The sequence below is a fragment of the Streptomyces sp. NPDC047108 genome, from assembly GCF_040643575.1.
Classification (GTDB): domain Bacteria; phylum Actinomycetota; class Actinomycetes; order Streptomycetales; family Streptomycetaceae; genus Streptomyces.
In genome coordinates this window covers 359,410-379,904 of sequence record NZ_JBEYUP010000002.1, presented here as the reverse complement: position 1 = coordinate 379,904, position 20,495 = coordinate 359,410, and the positions used below count along the sequence as shown (strand labels likewise).

Annotated in this window: 13 protein-coding genes; 7 read left to right on the top strand and 6 right to left on the bottom strand. The window is 71.7% G+C overall.

Translation table 11 applies throughout. The features are described 5' to 3' along the window. The first annotated feature begins 128 nt into the window (after window positions 1-128). Complete coding sequence (locus ABZ822_RS06780) at window positions 129-1,616, top strand: FG-GAP-like repeat-containing protein (protein ID WP_360847921.1); 1,488 nt, start codon at window positions 129-131, stop codon at window positions 1,614-1,616. Between the two features lie 122 nt (window positions 1,617-1,738). Here the strand turns inward: ABZ822_RS06780 and ABZ822_RS06775 are convergent, their stop codons facing one another. Both ABZ822_RS06775 and ABZ822_RS06770 read right to left on the bottom strand, forming a co-directional pair. Next, window positions 1,739-3,403 carry a LuxR C-terminal-related transcriptional regulator gene (locus ABZ822_RS06775; RefSeq protein ID WP_360847918.1) on the bottom strand — a complete coding sequence of 555 codons (1,665 nt, stop codon included), beginning with the start codon at window positions 3,401-3,403 and terminating at the stop codon, window positions 1,739-1,741. A gap of 241 nt (window positions 3,404-3,644) precedes the next feature. Continuing rightward, window positions 3,645-5,471 (bottom strand): acyl-CoA dehydrogenase, encoded by a 1,827-nt coding sequence (locus ABZ822_RS06770; protein ID WP_360847916.1) that lies wholly within the window; start codon window positions 5,469-5,471, stop codon window positions 3,645-3,647. 139 nt (window positions 5,472-5,610) lie between these two features. On the opposite strand from ABZ822_RS06770, the gene ABZ822_RS06765 reads away from it, so the two are divergent. The 3 genes from ABZ822_RS06765 to ABZ822_RS06755 all read left to right on the top strand — a co-directional run bounded on the left by ABZ822_RS06765 (window position 5,611) and on the right by ABZ822_RS06755 (window position 9,292). After that, a complete protein-coding gene (locus ABZ822_RS06765; protein ID WP_360847913.1) occupies window positions 5,611-6,084 on the top strand; it encodes an SseB family protein in 474 nt (157 codons plus the stop codon). A 176-nt stretch (window positions 6,085-6,260) separates the two neighbouring features. Then, window positions 6,261-7,211 carry a pirin family protein gene (locus ABZ822_RS06760; protein ID WP_360847910.1) on the top strand — a complete coding sequence of 317 codons (951 nt, stop codon included), beginning with the start codon at window positions 6,261-6,263 and terminating at the stop codon, window positions 7,209-7,211. 974 nt (window positions 7,212-8,185) lie between these two features. Continuing rightward, the gene (locus ABZ822_RS06755) at window positions 8,186-9,292 is read left to right on the top strand and encodes an AI-2E family transporter (RefSeq protein WP_360847907.1); all 1,107 of its coding nucleotides are present in this window, start codon (window positions 8,186-8,188) and stop codon (window positions 9,290-9,292) included. On the opposite strand, the gene ABZ822_RS06750 is transcribed toward ABZ822_RS06755, so the two are convergent. Next, on the bottom strand, window positions 9,241-11,385 hold the full coding sequence (locus tag ABZ822_RS06750; protein WP_360847904.1) for a SpoIIE family protein phosphatase: 2,145 nt from the start codon (window positions 11,383-11,385) through the stop codon (window positions 9,241-9,243). The two genes, ABZ822_RS06755 and ABZ822_RS06750, sit on opposite strands and share 52 nt — an antisense overlap. A 145-nt stretch (window positions 11,386-11,530) precedes the next feature. On the opposite strand from ABZ822_RS06750, the gene aspS reads away from it, so the two are divergent. Both aspS and ABZ822_RS06740 read left to right on the top strand, forming a co-directional pair. Continuing rightward, a complete protein-coding gene (gene aspS, locus ABZ822_RS06745) occupies window positions 11,531-13,318 on the top strand; it encodes an aspartate--tRNA ligase (protein ID WP_360847901.1) in 1,788 nt (595 codons plus the stop codon). A gap of 117 nt (window positions 13,319-13,435) precedes the next feature. Continuing rightward, a complete protein-coding gene (locus ABZ822_RS06740; protein ID WP_360847898.1) occupies window positions 13,436-13,828 on the top strand; it encodes a DoxX family protein in 393 nt (130 codons plus the stop codon). 121 nt (window positions 13,829-13,949) lie between these two features. On the opposite strand, the gene metG is transcribed toward ABZ822_RS06740, so the two are convergent. From metG to ABZ822_RS06725, 3 genes are all read right to left on the bottom strand, one after another. Then, window positions 13,950-15,674: a methionine--tRNA ligase gene (metG, locus tag ABZ822_RS06735; RefSeq protein WP_360847895.1), complete on the bottom strand. Its 1,725-nt coding sequence runs from the start codon at window positions 15,672-15,674 to the stop codon at window positions 13,950-13,952. 150 nt (window positions 15,675-15,824) lie between these two features. Further along, window positions 15,825-17,576 (bottom strand): VWA domain-containing protein, encoded by a 1,752-nt coding sequence (locus ABZ822_RS06730; RefSeq protein WP_360847892.1) that lies wholly within the window; start codon window positions 17,574-17,576, stop codon window positions 15,825-15,827. Between the two features lie 78 nt (window positions 17,577-17,654). Further along, entirely contained in the window at window positions 17,655-17,945 is a 291-nt protein-coding gene (locus ABZ822_RS06725) for a barstar family protein (protein WP_360847889.1), read from the bottom strand. A gap of 259 nt (window positions 17,946-18,204) precedes the next feature. Here ABZ822_RS06725 and ABZ822_RS06720 point away from each other — a divergent pair, with 259 nt between their 5' ends. Next, the gene (locus tag ABZ822_RS06720; RefSeq protein WP_360847886.1) at window positions 18,205-20,265 is read left to right on the top strand and encodes a PhoX family protein; all 2,061 of its coding nucleotides are present in this window, start codon (window positions 18,205-18,207) and stop codon (window positions 20,263-20,265) included. Window positions 20,266-20,495: the final 230 nt, after the last annotated feature.

The window sequence follows — 20,495 nt, the reverse complement described above, 5'->3', positions numbered from 1 at the left end:
CAAGGCTCACCAAGTCCGCTCTGCCTTTCACAGGTCTGACGTACAACGTCTGATGCCTTTGTCGAGTCGCATTCGGTGAACGCGGCGCACTCAGCGCCGTACCGGACCGATTCGAAGGGCCTGTCTGTATGTCCCGAGCACGACACAGAACTCGTTCAGCGCGGTTGACCGTGTCCCTGGCCACGGCGGCTCTGCTCGCCGGCGGAGCCGGTGTGTGGACCCTCACCGGCGAAAGGGCCCAGGCTGCCGACGGGTCGGCGGAGGCCCGGGACGACTTCAACGGCGACGGTTTCGCGGACCTGGTCGTCGCCGCCCCGGACGCCACGGTCTCGGACAAGGCCGAGGCGGGCTACGCGACCGTCATGTACGGCTCCGCCGACGGGCTCTCCGCTGACCACAAGAAGATCGTCAGCCGCGCCACCGGCGGCGTCCCCGGCTCCGCCACCGCCGACGAGCGGTTCGGGTCCGTCGTCACCCGGGGCGATCTCGACAAGGACGGCTTCGGCGACCTCGTCGTCGCGGCCGGCAACAAGTCGGGCTCCGTCGTGCTGTGGGGCTCCCCCTCGGGTCTGACGGGCGGCACGGCCATCGACCAGTACGGTGCGGCGCCGCAGGCCGGTGACTTCGACGGCGACGGCACCACGGACCTGGCCCTGTTCTCCGTGCAGCCGGAAGGCGGCGACGACCGCGTGGGCGCCCCCGCCGCCCTGTGGAAGGGCCCCATCTCCCGTGACGGGAAGCCGGCGAAGGTGCTCAACATCCTCGACAAGTCCGAGTGGTGGGGCTACGAGGAGCACGACGCCTCCTGCGCCACCGGCAGCGGCTGCGAGGACGGACCCGACTCCATCACCGGTCCCGTCGCATCCGGCCCGGTCGGCGATGTCAACGGCGACGGCAAGGACGACATCGTCCAGCCCGTCTACAAGATGGACGGCGAGTGGGGCAATCGCGTGCTCTACGGCGGCAGTTCGGGCTTCACCTTCGGTGAGGCGGACATGTCCACCTCGAGTTGCGACATCGGCGCCGGTCTGGGTGACGTGAACGGTGACGGGTTCGACGACCTGGTGAGGGGCGCCTCGGACGGGTACGAGAAGGTGCATGTGAGGTGGGGTTCGGCCACCGGGCTGGGCGATGAGTTCCAGGAGATCGACCAGGACCTGCCCGGCTTCCCCGGCACCGAGGAGCGCGGCGACGGGATCGGTTGCGCGCTCGCCGTCGGTGACGTCACGGGTGACGGCTACGCCGACATCGCGCTCGGCATCCCGGGCGAGGACGTCGGCGACACCGCCGACGCCGGTTCGGTCGCGCTCGTCCGCGGCAGCGCCTCCGGTGTGACGGGGAAGGGGGCCCATGTCTTCCACCAGAACACCTCCGGTGTCCCCGGAATCGCCGAGTGGAAGGACCGGTTCGGCCGGAGCGCCGCTCTGCTCGACGTCGACGGCAACGGTCACCCCGACCTCGCCGCTGGGGCCCCCGCCGAGAACGGCCAGAACGGCGCGGTCTGGTCGCTGCGCGGCACGAAGACCGGTCTGACCGCCACCTCGTCGTACGCCTTCGGCCCGCAGGACATCTCCGCGCCGCACGAGAGCGCCCACTTCGGATCCGCCCTGCGCTGACCGGCCGACCGACGGTCCCGCGACGGAACGCACCACCCGCGTCGACGCGCAGACGCGCGCCCGCAGCCCTGGGGGAACCGGCTGCGGGCGCGCGCCCGGTCGCCCGTCCTTCCGCGAGGGCGTCACGCCAGGCCGTGCGTGCAGGCGTACGCGGTGGCGGCGGCACGTGAGGACACGTCCAGTTTCCCGAAGATGTTGTTGAGGTGGCGGGCCACCGTGTGCTCGCTGATCACCAACTCCGCGGCGATGGACCGGTTCGTGTGCCCCGCCGCGACCAGGCGCAGCACCTCGGCCTCCCGCTCCGTGAGCCGGCCGGGGAGCGGAGGCCGGTCGTCGCCGAGCAGCGCGGCGGCGCGGCGGGCGTCGGGCCCCGCGCCGAGGCGCTCGAACGCCGCACCGGCGGCGCGCAGTTCGAGCCGTGCGCCCTCGGCGTTCCCCGCCTCGCGGTCCGCGGCGCCGAGCGTCATACGGACCTGTGCGGCCTCGTACGGCACACCCAGCCGCGTCCACAGGTCCACGGCGCGGTGCAGCAGCGGCAGCGCTTGCTCCAGGTCGTGCCCGGCGTAGGCCACGGCGCCGCTCGCGCCCGCGGCCGCCGCATGCAGGACCGTGGACCGCGACGAGCGCCGCTCCTGCCAGTCGCGGGCGAGGGCGTCCAGTTCGCCGGCCGCTGCCCGGGCCTGGTCGAGCCGGCCGAGGGCGAGGGAGAGTTCGGTCTCGGCGGAGAGCAGACGGCTGCGGTGCATACGGTCGTCGTGCTCGTCCGCCAGGGCGAGCCGCAGCGCGGTCGCGGCGGACTCGGCCCGGCCCTGGGCCAGCCGCAGCAGGGCGAGGCCGGGCTGCGGGTCGCGGCCCAGCTCGTGCGCCCGGTCGTACGCCGCCTCGGCCGCGACCGTGTTCCCGCGGCGCCGCTCGATCTCCCCGGCCAGATAGAGGGCCTGCGCGGCGACGGGCGGCTGCTGGGGGAGGAGGTCGTCACAGGTCAGGGCGGCCTCGGTGGCGGCTTCGGGCCAGGCGCCGCGGAGTTCGAGCACCTCGGCCCGGTGTACCCGGCACAGTCCCCGGAACGCGTTCTCCCGCGGCATCGCCGCGCACCACTCCATCGCCGCCTCGGTCCACTCCACGGCCCGTTCGAGATCGGCGGCCGCCATGCAGTGCTGCAGGCCGAGGCAGTAGATCCAGCCGGTGAAGAACGAGCTGAGCTCGCCCGCCATCACCGAGCACATCGCGTCGTCGAGCTGCGCGAGCCCGTCGGCGACGCGCCCCTGGGCCAGCAGCACCCCGGCCTGCGCCTGCCGGCTCATGGCGAGAAGGTCCTCGCTGCCGCAGCGCCGCGCGATCCCGGCCATCCGTACGGCTCCGGCCATGGCCTCCTCGTACGCTCCGCGGCGCGCGGCGTCCTCCGCCTCGATCCAGACGAGGTAGCACTGCTCCGCGCACTCCGGCTCGGCTTCCAGGTGCTGCCGGGCCCGCCGCAGCCACCCGGCGGCCGCGGCGTCGCGGCCCGCCAGCCGGTACTCGTAGAACAGCAGCCAGGCGCTGAGGCCGGCCCGCCGGTCGTCGCCCGCCGCGGCAAAGCCGGAGTACGCCTTGAGGCGGGCGGCCACGGACTCCTCGACACGGCTGGTCCACCAGGCCGCGTCGGCGAGCGCGGTCAGGTCGTCGGGGTCGAGGCGAGCCGGGTCGAGTCCGGTCAGCAGGTCGTACGCCTCGGCCCAGGCCTCGCTGGCGACGGCGTCCCTGATCCGGTCCTTCACCCGCCGGGTGCCGGCGGTGCGGTCGGTCATGCGGGCTCCCTTCTCGCGCCGGGCGAGCGGGACTGCCTCTGCGACCAGGATAGAAGCGGAACGCGCCGGGCCCCTCACGCGGAACCCACCGAGGCTCCTGCGCGGAAACGCATCAGGGCCCCTGCCCACCGTCTCCGGACGTCTCCGGACGGTGGGCAGGGGCCCTGTGAGGTGCGCGGTCCGCGGCGACCGCGGCCGGGTGAGGCGGCCGCGACCGCCGGGGATCAGCGGGAGGTGCGGATCAGAACGCGGCCTCGTCCAGCTCCATCAGGGACTGGTCGGTGGTCTCCGCCAGACGGCGCTGGACGGAGAGGCCCGTCAGCACGTTGCGGGCGAAGAACTGCGCCGCCGCGATCTTGCCCTCGTAGAAGGACTTGTCCTTCGGCGAGGCCGTGGCGAGCTTGTCGTTCGCGACCGCGGCGCCGCGCAGGAGCAGGTATCCGACCACCACGTCGCCGGAGGCCATCAGCAGGCGGGTGGTGTTGAGCCCCACCTTGTAGATGGACTTGACGTCCTTCTCCGTGGCAGCGAGGTCGGTCAGCATCGCACCGACGATCGCCTCCAGGTCGACCGCCGCCGCGGCCAGGTCCTCGCGGGCATCGGCCAGGGCGTCGCCGCCGGGGGTGTCGGCCAGGAACTTCTTGATCTCCTCGGAGAGGGAGGTCAGCGCCTGGCCCTGATTACGGACGATCTTCCGGAAGAAGTAGTCCTGGCCCTGGATGGCGGTGGTGCCCTCGTAGAGGGTGTCGATCTTGGCGTCCCGGATGTACTGCTCGATCGGGTACTCCTGCAGGTAGCCGGAGCCGCCGAAGATCTGCAGCGACTGGGCCAGCTGCTCGTAGGACTTCTCCGAGCCGTAGCCCTTCACGATCGGCAGGAGCAGGTCGTTGAGCGCGTTCTCGGCGGAGGTGTCCTCGCCCGCGGCCTCCTTGACCATGATCTGGTCCTGCACGGTGGCCGTGTAGAGGACCAGGGCGCGCATGCCCTCCGCGTACGCCTTCTGTGTCATCAGCGAGCGGCGCACGTCGGGGTGGTGCGTGATGGAGACGCGCGGCGCGGTCTTGTCGGTGAAGGCGGCCAGGTCCGGGCCCTGCACACGCTCCTTGGCGTACTCCAGGGCGTTGAGGTAGCCGGTCGAGAGGGTGGCGATGGCCTTCGTGCCGACCATCATCCGCGCGAACTCGATGATCATGAACATCTGGCGGATGCCGTCGTGCTTCTCGCCGATGAGCCAGCCCTTGGCCGGGTGGCGGTCGCCGAAGGTCAGCTCGCAGGTGTTCGAGGCCTTGAGGCCCATCTTGTGCTCGACGTTGGTGGCGTAGACGCCGTTGCGCTCGCCCAGCTCACCGGTCTCGAAGTCGAACTCGTACTTCGGGACGAGGAAGAGCGAGAGGCCCTTGGTGCCCGGGCCTGCGCCCTCGGGGCGGGCCAGGACGTAGTGGATGATGTTCTCGGACATGTCGTGCTCGCCCGAGGTGATGAAGCGCTTCACACCCTCGATGTGCCAGGAGCCGTCCTCCTGCTGGACCGCCTTGGTACGGCCGGCGCCCACGTCCGAGCCGGCGTCCGGCTCGGTCAGCACCATGGTCGAGCCCCACTGCTTCTCGACGGCGACCTTGGCGATGTGCTTCTGCTGGTCGGTGCCCTCCTCGAAGAGGACGCCGGCGAAGGCCGGGCCGGACGCGTACATCCACACGGCGGGGTTCGAGCCGAGGATCGTCTCCGCGAAGCCCCACAGCAGCGAGCGCGGGGTCTGCGTGCCGCCCAGCTCCTCCGGGATGCCCAGACGCCACCACTCGGCGTCCATGTACGCCTGGTAGCTCTTCTTGAACGTGTCCGGTACGGGCGCGGTGTTGGTCTCGGGGTCGAAGACCGGCGGGTTCCGGTCCGCGTCGGCGTAGGAGGCGGACAGCTCGTTCTCGGCGAGCCGGCCTATCTCGGAAAGGACGCTCTTGGCGGTCTCGACGTCCATCTCCTCGAACGGGCCGCTGCCGTAGACGGCGTCGCGGCCGAGCACCTCGAAGAGGTTGAACTCGATGTCGCGGAGATTCGACTTGTAGTGCCCCATGGCGACGGCTCCGTTAGGGATCGGGAGGCTTGGTCCTCGTCACACACTTGCGTATCAGTTGGTGCTCCCCATGATGCTACCGGCCAGTAATAAGAAGCAAGCCCCCGCCCGCTCAATGTGACTCAGTACGCTTACGGGCATGTACGGCTACGACCAGACCGCGAGCGCGGGGCAGAGCTACGCCGCGCCGCCGCCCGGCCCTCAGCAGCAGGCGCCCGGCGGCTACGGCGAACAGCCGCTCTATCCCGAGCCGTCGCCGCCGTCGCTCGCCGACGCCGTGCGCGCCTTCACCACGGGCTCCATGTCGGCCGAGGACTTCCAGCAGATCTTCTCGACCTCCAAGATCTACTGCCCGCGGGGCGAGGGGCCGGGCTTCCTGGCGCTGCACAACACCCAGCAGCCGGTGATCCCGATGTTCAGCTCGCTCAAGGAGCTGCGGCGCTATGCGGGCAAGGAGTCGAAGTACTTCGTGATCACGGGTGCGGAGGTGCTGGACCTGCTGCCGACGGGATACGGCTTCGTGCTCGACATGGAGGGCGACCACCGCATGGTCTTCGACGCGAAGGCCGTGGAGCAGATGGTCGACTTCGCGATGCGCCGTATGTACGGCTGAGCCGGACCGCCGCCACGATCGCGTGGTTGCGGGTGTGCCCCCATCGCCGCGGCGGTGGGGGTTCGTCGTGCGTGGGGGCGGTTGTGGGCGCCGGGGGAGCCTCCCGGGAATGGCGGCCGATTGCAGGATGTTCACTGTTCAACTAAATTGAACGGTGACACCTCAGGAGGACGGCCATGCCCGCTGTGACTGCCGAGAACCCGATCGACCTGCCGCGCGTATCGGCCGCGGCCGAGTCCGAGCCGCGCGGTGTGCTCGCCGTCTCGACAGCGCCGAGCGGCTTCGAGGGCGAGGGCTTCCCGGTGCGCCGGGCCCTCGCCGGGATCGACTACCGGCACCTCGACCCGTTCATCATGATGGATCAGATGGGCGAGGTGGAGTACGCGCCGGGCGAGCCGAAGGGCACCCCGTGGCACCCGCACCGGGGCTTCGAGACCGTCACCTACCTCATCGACGGCACGTTCGTGCACCAGGACTCGCACGGCGGTGGCGGCGTCATCAACGGCGGCGACACCCAGTGGATGACGGCCGGCAGCGGGCTGCTGCACATCGAGGCCCCGCCGGAGTCGCTCGTGACGAGCGGCGGGCTCTTCCACGGGCTCCAGCTCTGGGTCAACCTGCCGCGCAAGGACAAGATGATCGCGCCGCGCTATCAGGACATCGCGGGCGGCCAGGTCAAGCTGCTCGCCTCCGCGGACGGCGGGACGCTGCTGCGGCTGATCGCCGGTGACATCGACGGCCACCGCGGGCCCGGCATCACGCACACACCGATCACGATGATCCACGCCACGGTCAGCCCCGGAGCCGAACTGACGCTGCCGTGGCGGCCGGAGTTCAACGCACTCGCCTACGGCCTGTCCGGACGCGGCACCGCGGGCGCCGAGGGACGGCCCTTCCGCATGGGGCAGGCCGTCGTCTTCGGGCACGGGGAGTCGCTGACGATCCGCGCGGACGCGACGCAGGAGTCGCGGAGCCCGAACTTCGAGGTGGTGCTGCTGGGCGGGCTGCCGATCCGGGAGCCGATGATGCAGTACGGGCCGTTCGTGATGAACACGCACGCCGAGCTGGCCCAGGCGTTCGAGGACTTCCAGGCGGGCCGCCTCGGAACGATCCCGGCGGGCGCATAGCGCCCACCGGGGAGCCCCGCGGGGGAGCATCCCGGCGGGGACGCCCCACCGGTCTCTGGCCCGGACGGGCGCGCCCGCCGGTCGCCATGCAGTCCCGCGCCCCCGGCCGCGCACGGTGCCCCGCCGACGAGCGGCACGCCGACAGCTCCGCGACTGCCCGCCGGACCCTTCGGGCCAGGGCCCGGCAACTCCCGCGCCCCGGCCCGGCCGCGCGCCTCCGGTCACCCGCAGTGCGGCACTCCCTGGCGTGCGCGGGCTGCGCATCGCGCCCCCCGGGCCGGCTGCGCACCCATCAGCTGGGCGGGACGTGCACCGAGCGACTTGAGACCGCCGGCCCGCGGGCTCCGATCGCCAGGTCGGCGCGATCCGTCGGCAGCCCCGCACCGCGTGGGGAGCTGCCGGTCGCCGGCGGACCGGGAACCCCGCGCGGGAGGGCGCCCCGCGCCGCGCGCCCACGCACCCCATGGCCATGTAGCCGCTCGCCTCCGAGCTGGACCTGGTAACTCCCGCGCAACTCCCGCGCCCCGGCCCGGACACGGGCACCCGACCCGCCGCCCGCTGCATGATCCGCGTCTCTCGCCGTGCGGAGGCCGCGCACCCCACCCGCCGCGCATGAGCGAGGTGCGCTGCGGGACCCGCGCCTCGCGCCGCGCCGCGCACCCCCCGGGCGGGCGCGGGACCCCAGGGCGGGCACGGGGCCGCTCGTCCACGGCGACGCGTTCTGCCCCGACCGCCGCGTGTGCTGCGCGCTTCGCCGCGGGCGCTGACCGCACTCGACCGCCATGCGGGACCCGCGTCTCGCGTCTCTCGCCGCGTGCGACCGCGACCTCGCCGCGGGCGCCGACCCGCACTCACCTCCCCCGGTCCGCTGCCGGGGACCCGCCCGCGGCTCCCGGCACCTCCGCGGGGGGAAAATGCGCGCGGGCGGGGGCACTCCGCGCGACGCGGGCGTGGGGGCGTGGTGCGCTGAGGCCGTGAGCGAGGACCGCACTCCCGCAGGCGAGGACCGCATCGCCGCCCTGCTCCCCCGCGCCGCCCGCCGCACGGCGGCCTGGTGTGCGGTCGTCCTGCTCGTCTCCGGTGTCGCCGCCACCTTCATCTGGCTCTGTGTCGAACTCAAGGCCGCCGTCACCCCCGTACTCCTCGCGATGCTCGGCACCGCGCTGCTCCAGCCGCTGCACCGGCGTCTGATCCGGCTCGGGCTGAAGGCGTCGCTCGCCGCCCTCCTCACCTGCGCCGTGCTGGTCTGCGTCGTCGGCGGTGCCGGCTACATCGTCGCGAGCGCCCTGGTCGAGAGCGGCGACCACATCATCAACTCGCTGAAGAACGCCGCGAAGGACCTCTCCCAGCACGTCGACATCGCCGGGGACTCGCTCGACGACTTCGCCTCCAACGCCAAAGGGCTGGCCGGTAAGTACGGCAGCACGGCCGCCTCCGGGCTGCTCAGCGGAGTCAGCTTCGTGGGGCACGTGGTCGCCGACGCCGTCCTCGCGCTGTTCCTGACGTTCTTCTTCCTGCGCGACGGGCACCGGGCCGCCGAGCTGCTGAAGTCGGCCGCGCCGCGGGGTGCGGGGACGGAGATCGTCGCCGTGGCGCGGCGGGCGTTCCGGGCGGTCGAGGGGTTCATGCGCGGGACGACGTTCATCGCGCTCATCGACGCCGTCTGCATCACCGTCGGGCTGCTGATCCTGCGGGTGCCGGGCGCGCTGGGGCTGGGGGCGCTGGTGTTCGTCGGCGCGTACATCCCGTACCTGGGCGCGTTCATCTCCGGCTCGGTCGCCATCCTCGTGGCGCTGGCCGACCGCGGGCTGGTCATCGCCCTGTGGGTGCTGGGCGTGGTGCTCGCGGTGCAGGCGCTCGAAGGACATGTGCTGCAGCCGGTGATCCAGAGCCGTACCGTCCAGATGCACCCGGCGATGGTGATGATCGCGATCACCGCGGGCGCCGGCCTCGCCGGGATCCTCGGCATGCTGCTGGCGGTGCCGCTGTCCGCGGCCGCGTTCGGGGTGATCTCCGAGCTGCGCGCCCGCTACGCCGCGGGCTCGCCCTCGAACTCCTCCTCGGCGGAGCCCGGCTCGTAGAGCTCGAACCAGGTGCACTTCCCCTCGCCCCGGGGATCGACGCCCCAGGACTCGGCCAGCATCTCCATCAGCACCAGGCCGCGGCCGGACGAGGCCATCTCGCCGGGGCGCCGGAGGTGCGGCAGTTCGTCGCTGGGGTCCGCGACGTCGACGCGGAGCCGCCGCGCGCCGCGGCGGCCCACGATCTCGGCGATGATCAGTGCGTCGCCGTCGGTGTGGAGGAGTACGTTGCTCGCCATCTCCGAGATCATGAGGACCGCCGCGTCCACCTGCTCGTTGTCGCCCCAGTCGTGCATCAGCTCCCGCAGCTGCCGGCGCACGATCGCGACCTGCTCGGGCTCGGTCTGCGGCACGCTGAGGACCGTACGGCGGATGGGGCGCGGCGCCGTCCCCTCCACCGGGTCGCAGCCGACCTCGATGGGGTCGCGGCGGAGCAGGAGCACCGCGATGTCGTCCTCGCGGCGGTCGGCGAGCGGTCCCGTGCTGTGGTGCGAGGACGGGCCGTGGACGGCCTGGACGAGCGCGTCGGCCAGCGACTCCATGGTGCCCTCGTGGCTCTCGATGGCGTCGCGCAGCCGCTGCCAGCCCGTCTCGATGTCGTGGCCGCCGGTCTCGATCAGCCCGTCGGTGCAGACCATCATCAGCTCGCCGGGCTCCAGGGTCAGCCGGGTCGTCGGATAGTCGCTGTCCGGGTCGATGCCCAGCGGCAGTCCGCCCGCGGTCGGGCGGACGAGCATGGTCCCGTCGCTCATCCGCGTGGCGATGTCGGGGTGCCCGGCCCGCGCGATGTCCAGCGTGCCGCTCTCCGGGTCGACCTCGATGTAGAGGCAGGTGGCGAACCGCCCCTCGGTGATGCCCCCGTCGTCGCCGTCCGGCCACTGCTCGGCCAGCCCGGCCAGGAAGCGGGAGGCGCGGGACAGCACGGCGTCGGGGTGGTGGCCCTCGGCCGCGTACGCGCGCAGGGCGATCCGGAGCTGGCCCATCAGACCGGCGGCCCGCACGTCGTGCCCCTGGACGTCCCCGATGACGAGGGCTATGCGGCCGGACGGCAGCGGGATCATGTCGTACCAGTCGCCGCCGACCTGGAGGCCGCCGCCCGTCGGCACGTAGCGGGCGGCCACGCTCATCCCGGGGATGTCCGGCTGGACCGTCGGCATCATGCTGCGCTGAAGGCCGGTGGCCAGTTCGCGCTCGGTCTCCTGGACGCCGGCCCGGGAGAGGGCCTGGGCGAGCATCCGGGCGACCGTGGTGAGGACCGACCGCTCGTCGGGCGTGAACGCCACCGGGTAGCTGAAGGCCGCCATCCAGGCGCCCATGGTGCGCCCGCCGACGACGAGCGGGATGAAGGCCCAGGACTTGCGGTGGAAGCGGCGGGCGAGCGGCCAGGTGGAGGGGAAACGCTTGGCGTACTCCTCCGGGCTGGGCAGATAGATCGCGCGGCCGTTCCGTACGACCTCGGCCGCCGGGTACTCGGTGTCCACCGACATGTGCAGGAACGGGCCCTCGTCGCCCTGCTGGTAGCCGTGGTAACCGATGATTTTCAGCCGGTCTCCCTCGACGCCGAAGACGGCCAGCCCGTCGGGGGTGAAGCCGGGCATGGAGAGGGTGGCGGCCACGCGCAGCACCTCGGCCGTGGACCGGGCTTCGGCCAGGGCGCGTCCGGCGTCGAGCAGGAAGGCCTCGCGGGAGCGCCGCCAGTCGCCGGTGACCCTGCTGTGGACGGCCGCGGAGGCGGTGCCGGGCTGCGGCTCGGGGACCTCCTGGAGGGTCCCGACCAGCTCGTATCCCTCGCCACGCAGGTACTGGCGGGAGCGGCTGCGGACGATCCGCTGCACCTTGCCGTCGTCCGTCATGATCCGCAGCCGGGCCTCGGCGAGGGTCCCCTCGGCGAGTGACAGGTTGATCACGCCCTGGATCTCCACCCAGTCCACGGGGTGGAAGCGCGAGCGGACGGCGGACTGGGAGAGGCGTACGGGCACCGCGGGCAGACCGAGCAGCCGGGCGGCCTCGGCATCCAGGGAGACCTCCCCCGACGCGCTGTTCCAGCGCCAGAGGCCGGTTGCGATGGCGGACAGGACGTCCTCGGTGCGCATTGCACCACATTATGGTGGATTCCTCGGCTTTGACGACCGGCCGGACGTCAGCCGGGGCGCCCCGGCGGTCCCGGTACCCTTGCACGAGTCCCTGCTGTGTGCTTCTCCAGGGCAACCGACCCCGACCAGACGACTTGGATGAACGATGCATCGGTACCGGTCCCACACCTGCGGCGAGCTCCGTGCCACTGACGTCGGCGCCGACGTCCGGCTGAGTGGCTGGCTGCACAATCGCCGGAACCTGGGCGGCATCCTCTTCATCGACCTCCGCGACCACCACGGCCTCGTCCAGCTCGTGGTCCGCCCGGACAGCCCCGTCAACGAGAAGCTGAGCCACCTCCCCAAGGAGACCGTGCTCCGGGTCGACGGCACCGTCCTCGCCCGTGGCGCCGAGAACGTCAACCCCGAACTCCCCACCGGGGAGATCGAGGTCGAGGTGGGCGACGTCGAGGTGCTCGGCACGGCCGACCCGCTGCCCTTCACCGTCTACCCCGAGGACGGAGTCAACGAGGAACGGCGCCTGGAGTACCGCTTCCTCGACCTGCGCCGCGAGCGCATGCACCGCAACATCATGCTGCGCTCCGCCGTCATCTCCGCGATCCGGCAGAAGATGACCGCGCAGGGCTTCAACGAGATGGCGACCCCGATCCTGTCCGCGACCTCCCCCGAGGGCGCGCGCGACTTCCTGGTCCCCTCCCGGCTGCACGCGGGCAAGTTCTACGCGCTGCCGCAGGCCCCGCAGCAGTTCAAGCAGCTGCTGATGATCTCGGGCTTCGACCGCTACTTCCAGATCGCGCCCTGCTTCCGCGACGAGGACGCGCGCGCCGACCGCTCGCCCGGCGAGTTCTACCAGCTCGACGTCGAGATGAGCTTCGTCGAGCAGGAGGACGTCTTCCAGGTCATCGAGAAGGTCATGACCGAGCTGTTCGAGGAGTTCGGCAACGGCCGCCACGTCACGTCGCCGTTCACGCGGATCCCGTTCCGTGAGGCGATGCTCAAGTACGGCTCGGACAAGCCCGATCTGCGGTCCCCGCTCGAACTCACCGACGTCTCGCACATCTTCGCCGACAGCGGCTTCAAGGCCTTCGCGGGCAAGCACGTACGGGCCCTGGCCGTGCCGGACACCGGCGGCCAGCCGCGTAAGTTCTTCGACCAGATGGGCGAGTTCGCGGTCCAGCAGGGCGCGCAGGGCCTGGCCTGGGTCCGGATCGGCGAGGACGGCAAGCTCACCGGGCCGATCGCCAAGTTCCTCACCGAGGGCGATGTCGAGAAGCTGGTCGCCGAGGTCGACGGCAAGCCGGGCACCGCGGTCTTCTTCGGCGCCGGCGACTTCGACGAGGTCTCCAAGATCATGGGCGCGGTCCGGGTCGAGGCCGCGCGCCGGGCCGGGACGTTCGAGGACGACGTCTTCCGCTTCTGCTGGATCGTCGACTTCCCCATGTTCGAGCGGAACGAGGACACCGGGCAGATCGAGTTCTCCCACAACCCGTTCTCCATGCCGCAGGGCGGCCTCGACGCGCTCAAGACCAAGGACCCGCTCGACATCCTGGCCTGGCAGTACGACATCGTCTGCAACGGCGTCGAGCTGTCCTCCGGCGCGATCCGGAACCACGAGCCGGAGGTCATGTACGAGGCCTTCCGCATCGCCGGATACCCGAAGGAGGACGTGGAGCGGGAGTTCGGCGGCATGCTGCGCGCGTTCCACTTCGGCGCCCCGCCGCACGGCGGCATCGCCCCGGGCGTGGACCGCATCGTGATGCTGCTGGCGGACGAGCCCAACATCCGCGAGACGATCGCCTTCCCGCTGAACGGCAACGCCCAGGACCTGCTGATGGGGGCGCCGAGCGAGGTCGACGACGCCCGGCTCAAGGAGCTGCACCTCAGCATCTCCAAGGCCCCGGCCAAGCCGACCCCGTACAAGCCGACGAAGTAGCGCGGACAGCTCGTTCACGGGCGGTCGTCCCCGCGGGGGCGGCCGCCCGTGTCACATCCGGGGCGGCCGTCCCGTCTCTTCCGGGAAGCCCCTGCCTCTCCCCGGAAGAAGAAGCCCATGAACGCCGCGTTGTGGACCGCGCAAGCCCTGCTCGCCGCCGTCTTCCTGGTCTCCGGGACGCTCAAGTCCCGCTGGCCGAAGGAGCGTCTGATCGCCTCGGGCCAGACCGGCGTCGCGCCGTTCCCGCTCGCCGTGATCCGTACGACCGCGGTGTGCGAACTCCTCGCCGTCGCGGGCCTGATCCTGCCGTGGGCGACGGGCATCGCCCCGGTGCTGACCCCGGTCGCCGCGGTGGGTCTGTCGGTCGTCATGGCAGGCGCCCTGATCAGTCATGGCTCCCTGCTGCGGGCGGACCGCGCGGCCGGTCGCGGCTCGGCGGAGGCGAAGAACGTCGCGGCGAATCTGGTGATCCTGGTGCTGTGCGTATTCGTCGCCGCGGGCCGCTTCTGACGGATGTTGCTCCGCCGCTTCTGAGGCGGGCCGGGAACGCCGACGCCCGGGCCGCCGTGGCGGCCCGGGCGCGGTGTCGTCCGTGAGGGATCCGGTTACGGGATCCGGTTACGGGTCCCGGTCAGTCCTCCGGTGTCTCCTCGCCGCCGAAGCGGTCCCGGTAGGTCTCCAGGTCGTCCTCGGTGATCTTCGCGAAGAGCACCGGCGGAACGGTGAACGCCGTCCCGGCCGGGACGGAGGCCAGCGCCTTCGCCTCCGCCGCCGTCACCCACGGCTTGGTGTCGTCGGCCAGCGCGAACGCCGACCGCATGGCCTTCGCGGAGGACGGGATGAACGGCTCGGACACCACCGCGTAGAGGTGGATCAGGTTCATCGCCGTCCGCAGCGTGAGCGCGGCCGCGTCCTGGTCGGTCTTGATCTCCAGCCAGGGGGCCTTCTCCTCCAGGTACGCGTTGCCCGCGCTCCACAGGGCGCGCAGCGAGGCCGCCGCCTTGCGGAACTGGAGCCCGTCCATGTGCGTCTCGTAATCGCCGAGCAGCCGCGCGATCTCCTCGCCCAGGCGCGCCTCCGCCTCCCCGGCCGCCGTGCCCTCCGGGACGTGGTCGCCGAAGCGCTTGCGGGAGAAGGACAGGACGCGGTTGACGAAGTTGCCCAGGGTGTCCGCGAGGTCCTTGTTGACCACGGACGAGAACAGCTCCCAGGAGAACGAGGTGTCGTCCGACTCCGGGGCGTTGGCCATGAGGAAGTAGCGCCAGTAGTCGGCGGGCAGCAGCTCGAGCGCCGCGTCCGTGAAGATGCCGCGCTTCTGGGACGTGGAGAACTTTCCGCCGTAGTAGTTCAGCCAGTTGAAGGCCTTGACGTAGTCGACCTTCTTCCACGGGTCACGGGTGCCGAGCAGCATCGCCGGGAACATCACCGTGTGGAACGGGACGTTGTCCTTCGCCATGAACTCCGTGTAGCGGACGTCCTTCGCGTCGTACCACCACGACTCCCAGTCGCGGACGGCCGGATCGGCGTCCGCCCACTCCTTCGTCGCGCCGATGTACTCGATGGGCGCGTCGAACCACACGTAGAAGACCTTGCCCTCGGCGGCGAGCTCGGGCCAGGTGTCGGCCGGGACCGGCACGCCCCAGTCCAGGTCGCGGGTGATCGCCCGGTCGTTGAGGCCCTCCGTCAGCCACTTGTGGGCGATGGAGGAGGCGAGCGTCGGCCAGTCCTTGCTGCCGTTGCCCTCCAGCCACGCCTCGACCTCGGGCTGCAGCTTGGACTGCAGGAGGAAGAGGTGCTTGGTCTCGCGGACTTCGAGGTCGCTGCTGCCGCTGACCGCGGAGCGGGCGTCGATCAGATCGGTCGGGTCCAGGACGCGGGTGCAGTTCTCGCACTGGTCGCCGCGCGCCTTGTCGTAGCCGCAGTGCGGGCAGGTGCCCACGATGTAGCGGTCGGGGAGGAAGCGGTCGTCCGTGACGGAGAAGACCTGGCGGATCGAGCGCTCCTCGATGAAGCCGTGCTCCTTGAGGCTGCGGGCGATGCGCTGGGTGATCTCCACGTTCTCCGCGGACGAGCTGCGGCCGAAGTAGTCGAAGTCCAGCGCGAAACCGTCGTAGATCGCCTTCTGCAGGTCGTGCTGCTGCGCGCAGAACTCGTCGACGGGGAGCCCGGCTTCCTTGGCCGCCAGCTCGGCGGGGGTGCCGTGCTCGTCGGTGGCGCAGATGTAGAGGACGTCGTGACCGCGCTGCCGGAGGTAGCGGGCGTAGACGTCGGCCGGGAGCATGGACCCCACCATGTTGCCCAGGTGCTTGATCCCGTTGATGTACGGAAGGGCGCTGGTGATGAGGTGTCGAGCCATTGCCGGCTGCTCCCAAGTCGTTACGCGGAGTGAGTTTTTGATCTACAGGCTGTCAATATCGTACTGGACAGCAGAGGGCCGCCCGCGCGTCCTTTTCCGCGCGGACGGCCCCTTTGCGCCGCGTGCGGCGGCGCGGGTCCCGGGTGCGGATCAGCTCACGATGCCCGCCTCGCGCGCCTGCTTCAGCCACTGCGGGAAGGCGGCGAGCAACTGCGTGAAGAAAGCGTCGTCGGCGAGTTCGCGGGGCTCCTCACCGGCCGCCGTGTAGGCGGCGTTGGCGACCGGGCGGCGCTCGGGGACGGTGAGGTCGTCGAGCTTCCTGAGGAAGTCGAACGCCTTCGCCTCCGGGTCGCCGAATCCGACGAACTGCCAGAAGACGGGCAGCTTCGCCGCGTCGCAGAGTGCCTTCTCCGCCGCAGCCTTGGAGGTCGGGGCGCCGTCCGTCTGGAAGACGACGAACGCGGGGCCGGTCGCGCCGGACTGCTCGCGGTGCGCGAGGACGGCCTCGATCGCCGTGTGGTAGTTCGTACGCCCCATGTGGCCGAGGTCCGCGTGCAGTGCCTCGATCCGGCCCTCGTACGCGTCGAGGGAGACGTCGGCGGTGCCGTCGACGTCGGTGGAGAAGAAGACGACGGGGACGGTGCCGGTGCCGAGGTTCGCGGACAGGGCGACCGCCTGCTCGGCGAGGTGCTGGACCGTGCCGTCCTTGAAGTAGCGGCGCATGGAGCCGGAGCGGTCGAGGACGAGGTAGACGGTCGCGAGGGTGCCGGTGAGCTGCTGCGCCTCCAGGGCGGCGGCGGCCGTCCGGTGGAGACCGGCGAGCCCGGGGGCCGCCTTCTCGACGGCGGCGGGCGTGACGGCCTTCTTCGGGTCGGCCGCCGGCGTCGCCGCAGTGGCGGCCTTGGCGGGCTCGGCAGCCGAGGCGGGCTCGGTCGCCGCGGCCTTCTTCGCGGGAGCCGCCGTCTTCTTGGCGGCGGTCTTCTTCGCGGGGGCGGTCTTCTTCGCCGCGGTGGACGTGGCCGCCGTCGCCGTCTTCGCCGTCTTCTTCGCGGTCTTGGCCGTCTTCGCGGTCTTGGCCGTCTTGGCCGTCTTGGCTGTCTTGGTGGTCCTGGCCGTCTTCTTGGCGGGCTTCGCGGCATCGTCGTCCGCGGCCGGGGACTTCGTCTCCGCCGCCCCGTCGCGCTCCGGCTGCTGCGGGATGCCGACCTGGGGTGCCGCGTCCGCCTTCGACGCGTCCGCCTTGGCCGCGTCCGTCCCTGCCTCGGAGCGCTGGTCCGCGTCCCGCGCGTTCGCCGACGCCTGCGCCGGGACCGTGGTGGACGGCTTCTCGTCGGCCGCCTTGGCCTGCGCGGGAACGGCCGCCTCCGGCCGTGCGCCCTCCGGCGCCCCTGGCTCGGCCTGGCCCTCAGGTGCCGACTGTGCGGGCACGGCGACGCTCGCCTCTCCGGTGCCGCCGTCGCGCGCCGCGTCGCCGGCCTCGGCACTGCCCTTGCCGTCGCCCGCGGCCGTGCCGGTCTCCGTCTCCGGCTCGGAGGCCCAGGACGGAGCCGGACGGTCGTCCGCCGCGCTGTCCTTCGCCCGCTCCGGCTCCTGCTTCTGCACCGGCTTGGCCGCCGCCGCGTCGAACGCCGCGAGCAGCGAGTCCGCCCCGCCCTCCGGATCCTTCGCGGCCTTCTTCGCCTTCGACGGCTCCTGCTTCCCGGCCGCCTTGTCGCTGCCCTTCCCGGCCGGCTGGGCGGGGACCGGCGCGGCGGAGGTGTCGTCCGCCGGGCCTGACGCGGCCGTCTCCGTGCCGTCGGACCGAGCCTCCGGCTCGGCGACGCGCGCCTCGGGCACGGTCGGTTCGTCGCGATCCGCCCGCGACCGGCCGAATACATTCCGCAGCAGACTCCGAATGCCCATGGGAGAGGTCCTTCACGTATCGGTGCGATGAATGTCCGAGGTGGGGGAATCGTTCCTGACCGGCGCGGACACGTAAGGCTACTGAGACAGTTCCAGCCGGGCGCGGGTGGCCTCCGTGAAGACCCGCGCCAGTCTCTCGCCGTCCTTGTTGCCCGGTGCGAACACGCCCGCCGCCTCGGCCCGTACGACGAGATCGCCGTGCGCGTCGATCAGCGGTGACACGCCGCGGGACTCCACCGTGTCCCACCACGCGTCGAGGTTCCGGCCGAACCATCCCGGCAAGCCGCACGGCTCGGCGACCGCGTCCCAGAAGGCGTCGAGGTCCACCAGGTCGCGGCCGCGCAGATCGACCACCAAGTCATCGGCCATGGGCCCGGATGCTAGTCCCTCATCTCGGGGACGTCAGGGAGGTGGTGGGCACCTGCCGCCACCCGGAGTAAGACGCGGGAGGCCCGCGGCTCAAGGGCCGTACGGAAGTTGAAACTTACGCAGTCGGTCTGGGATTCATGCGCCGTTCACCTGGAGTCCTCCACCCGGCGCAATGTCGCCCATAGCGTCACCGCGGACATGTTCCGACATCGTGTCGGCACGGGCTGCGCACGGTGGAAAGCCAAACGGAGGGGAAGACGTGCGCAGACTGCTGCCGTTGATCAGCTCGCACCCGGGCGGACGTTCCGCGATGACCTGCCGCTACCGCTGCGGTGACGCGTGCTTCCACGAGGTCCCGAACACCAGCGACAACGCGTACGCCGGTGACGTCATAGCCGGTGCGCTGTCCCGCCGCAGCGTGCTGCGGGCGAGCGCGGTCGTGACCGTCGCCGCCGCGACCGGTGCCGCCGTCGTCGAGAGCGCTCCGCGGGCGCAGGCGGCCGTGCCGGGTGCCGCCTCCGCGGCCGCTCAGGGCCGGGGCACCGGGGGCAGGGCCGCCCGCGGTCTGCGCTTCGGCGCCATCGAGCCCAACACCACGGACGCCGTGACCGTCCCCGACGGCTATGCCCAGAACGTGGTCATCCGCTGGGGAGAACCGATCCTGCGCGGAGCGCCCGCCTTCGACCCGGAGCACCAGACCGCGAAGGCCCAGGCCGGGCAGTTCGGCTACAACAACGACTTCCTCAGCCTGCTGCCGCTGCGCGGCGAGCCGGGCCGTCAGGTGCTGGTGGCCAACCACGAGTACACCGACGAAATCCTCATGTTCAAGGGCTACGACCCGGAGAACCCCACGCGCGAGCAGGTCGAGATCGGCTGGGCCGCGCACGGTCTGTCCGTCGTGGCCGTCCAGGAGGAGCGGAAGAGCGGCAAGCTCACGGCCGTCACCCGGCACCGCCTCAACCGCCGTCTCACCGCGACGAGCGAGTTCCGGCTCACCGGCCCGGCCGCGGGCAGCGACCTGCTGAAGACCTCGGCCGACCCGAGCGGCACCAAGGTCCTGGGCACGCTCAACAACTGCGCCGGCGGCACCACCCCGTGGGGCACCACGCTCCACGGCGAGGAGAACTTCAACCAGTACTTCGCGAACGGCAGCTCCGCCACCGACAAGCGGTACGGCCTGATCCCCGGCCCGACGGAGCGCAAGTGGGAGCGGTTCGACCGCCGCTTCGACGCCGCGAAGGAGCCCAACGAGTCGCACCGCTTCGGCTGGGTCGTCGAACTCGACCCGTACGACCCCGAGTCGACGCCCCGCAAGCACACCGCGCTCGGCCGCTTCAAGCACGAGGCCGCGCAGCCCCGCCTGACCGCCGACGGCCGGCCCGTCGTCTACATGGGTGACGACGAGCGCTTCGACTACTTCTACAAGTTCGTCTCATCGAAGCGGATGAAGAAGGGCACGAGCCGGGCGGCCCGCGAGCACAACCTCACCCTGCTCGACGAGGGCACCCTCTACGTCGCCAAGCTCACCGGGGACAGCCCCGCCGGCCAGATCGACGGCACCGGCACGCTCCCGGCCGACGGCGAGTTCGACGGCAGCGGCGAGTGGATCCCGCTGGCGACCGGGGACACCTCGCACGTCGAGGGCATGACCGCCGAGGAGGTCTACGTCTTCACCCGGCTCGCCGCGGACAAGGCGGGCGCCACGAAGATGGACCGCCCCGAGGACGTCGAGCCCAGCCCCCGCACCGGCCGCGTCTACATCGCCCTCACCAACAACACCGACCGCGGCAAGAGCGGCAAGGCGGGCGCCGACGAGGCCAACCCGCGCAACCTCAACAAGCACGGCCAGATCCTCGAACTGGCCGAGTTCTACGACGACCCGTCCGCGGACCGCTTCGCCTGGCGGCTGTTCCTGGTCGCCGGTGACCCGGAGGACCCGGGCACGTACTTCGCCGGGTTCCCCAAGGGCGAGGTCAGCCCGATCTCCTGCCCGGACAACGTCACCTTCGACCCGTACGGCAACCTGTGGATCTCCACCGACGGGAACGCCCTGGGCTCGCACGACGGTCTGTTCGGCGTCGCGACGGCCGGGCCGCGCCGCGGTGAGGTCAAGCAGTTCCTCACCGTTCCCAAGGGGGCCGAGACCTGCGGGCCGATCGTCCAGGACCGGCGTGTGCTGGTCTCCGTGCAGCACCCGGGCGAGGTCGACGGTGCGAGCGTCGAGAAGCCCGCCTCCACCTGGCCCGACGGGCCGGGCAAGCTCGTCCGCCCGGCGGTCGTCAGCGTCTGGCGCAAGGACGGCTGCGACATCGGCGTCTGACCGCCGCCCCGCCGGCCACGAACCACGGGAAGCCCGTCTCATGGGGGACGGGCTTCCCGTGCTCACCGGCACGTGCGGCGAACATGTACGCGACCCGCGCGCTCCCGTACGCGAACCGGTCGACGCGCGGCCCGCGCAGGAGCGTCAGGGCCCGCGGTCACCCGACGGGGCGTCAGAAGCGTCATGGCGCAGTGCCGGGCCGCCCGTTCGGGGAGATCGTTCGGCCGACT

Coding starts and splice junctions, on each gene's coding strand:
- ABZ822_RS06780 (WP_360847921.1), top strand. CDS start 129: ATGTCCCGAGCACGACACAGAACTCGTTCAGCGCGGTTGACCGTGTCC.
- ABZ822_RS06775 (WP_360847918.1), bottom strand. CDS start 3,403: ATGACCGACCGCACCGCCGGCACCCGGCGGGTGAAGGACCGGATCAGG.
- ABZ822_RS06770 (WP_360847916.1), bottom strand. CDS start 5,471: ATGGGGCACTACAAGTCGAATCTCCGCGACATCGAGTTCAACCTCTTC.
- ABZ822_RS06765 (WP_360847913.1), top strand. CDS start 5,611: ATGTACGGCTACGACCAGACCGCGAGCGCGGGGCAGAGCTACGCCGCG.
- ABZ822_RS06760 (WP_360847910.1), top strand. CDS start 6,261: ATGCCCGCTGTGACTGCCGAGAACCCGATCGACCTGCCGCGCGTATCG.
- ABZ822_RS06750 (WP_360847904.1), bottom strand. CDS start 11,385: ATGCGCACCGAGGACGTCCTGTCCGCCATCGCAACCGGCCTCTGGCGC.
- aspS (WP_360847901.1), top strand. CDS start 11,531: ATGCATCGGTACCGGTCCCACACCTGCGGCGAGCTCCGTGCCACTGAC.
- ABZ822_RS06740 (WP_360847898.1), top strand. CDS start 13,436: ATGAACGCCGCGTTGTGGACCGCGCAAGCCCTGCTCGCCGCCGTCTTC.
- metG (WP_360847895.1), bottom strand. CDS start 15,674: ATGGCTCGACACCTCATCACCAGCGCCCTTCCGTACATCAACGGGATC.
- ABZ822_RS06730 (WP_360847892.1), bottom strand. CDS start 17,576: ATGGGCATTCGGAGTCTGCTGCGGAATGTATTCGGCCGGTCGCGGGCG.
- ABZ822_RS06725 (WP_360847889.1), bottom strand. CDS start 17,945: ATGGCCGATGACTTGGTGGTCGATCTGCGCGGCCGCGACCTGGTGGAC.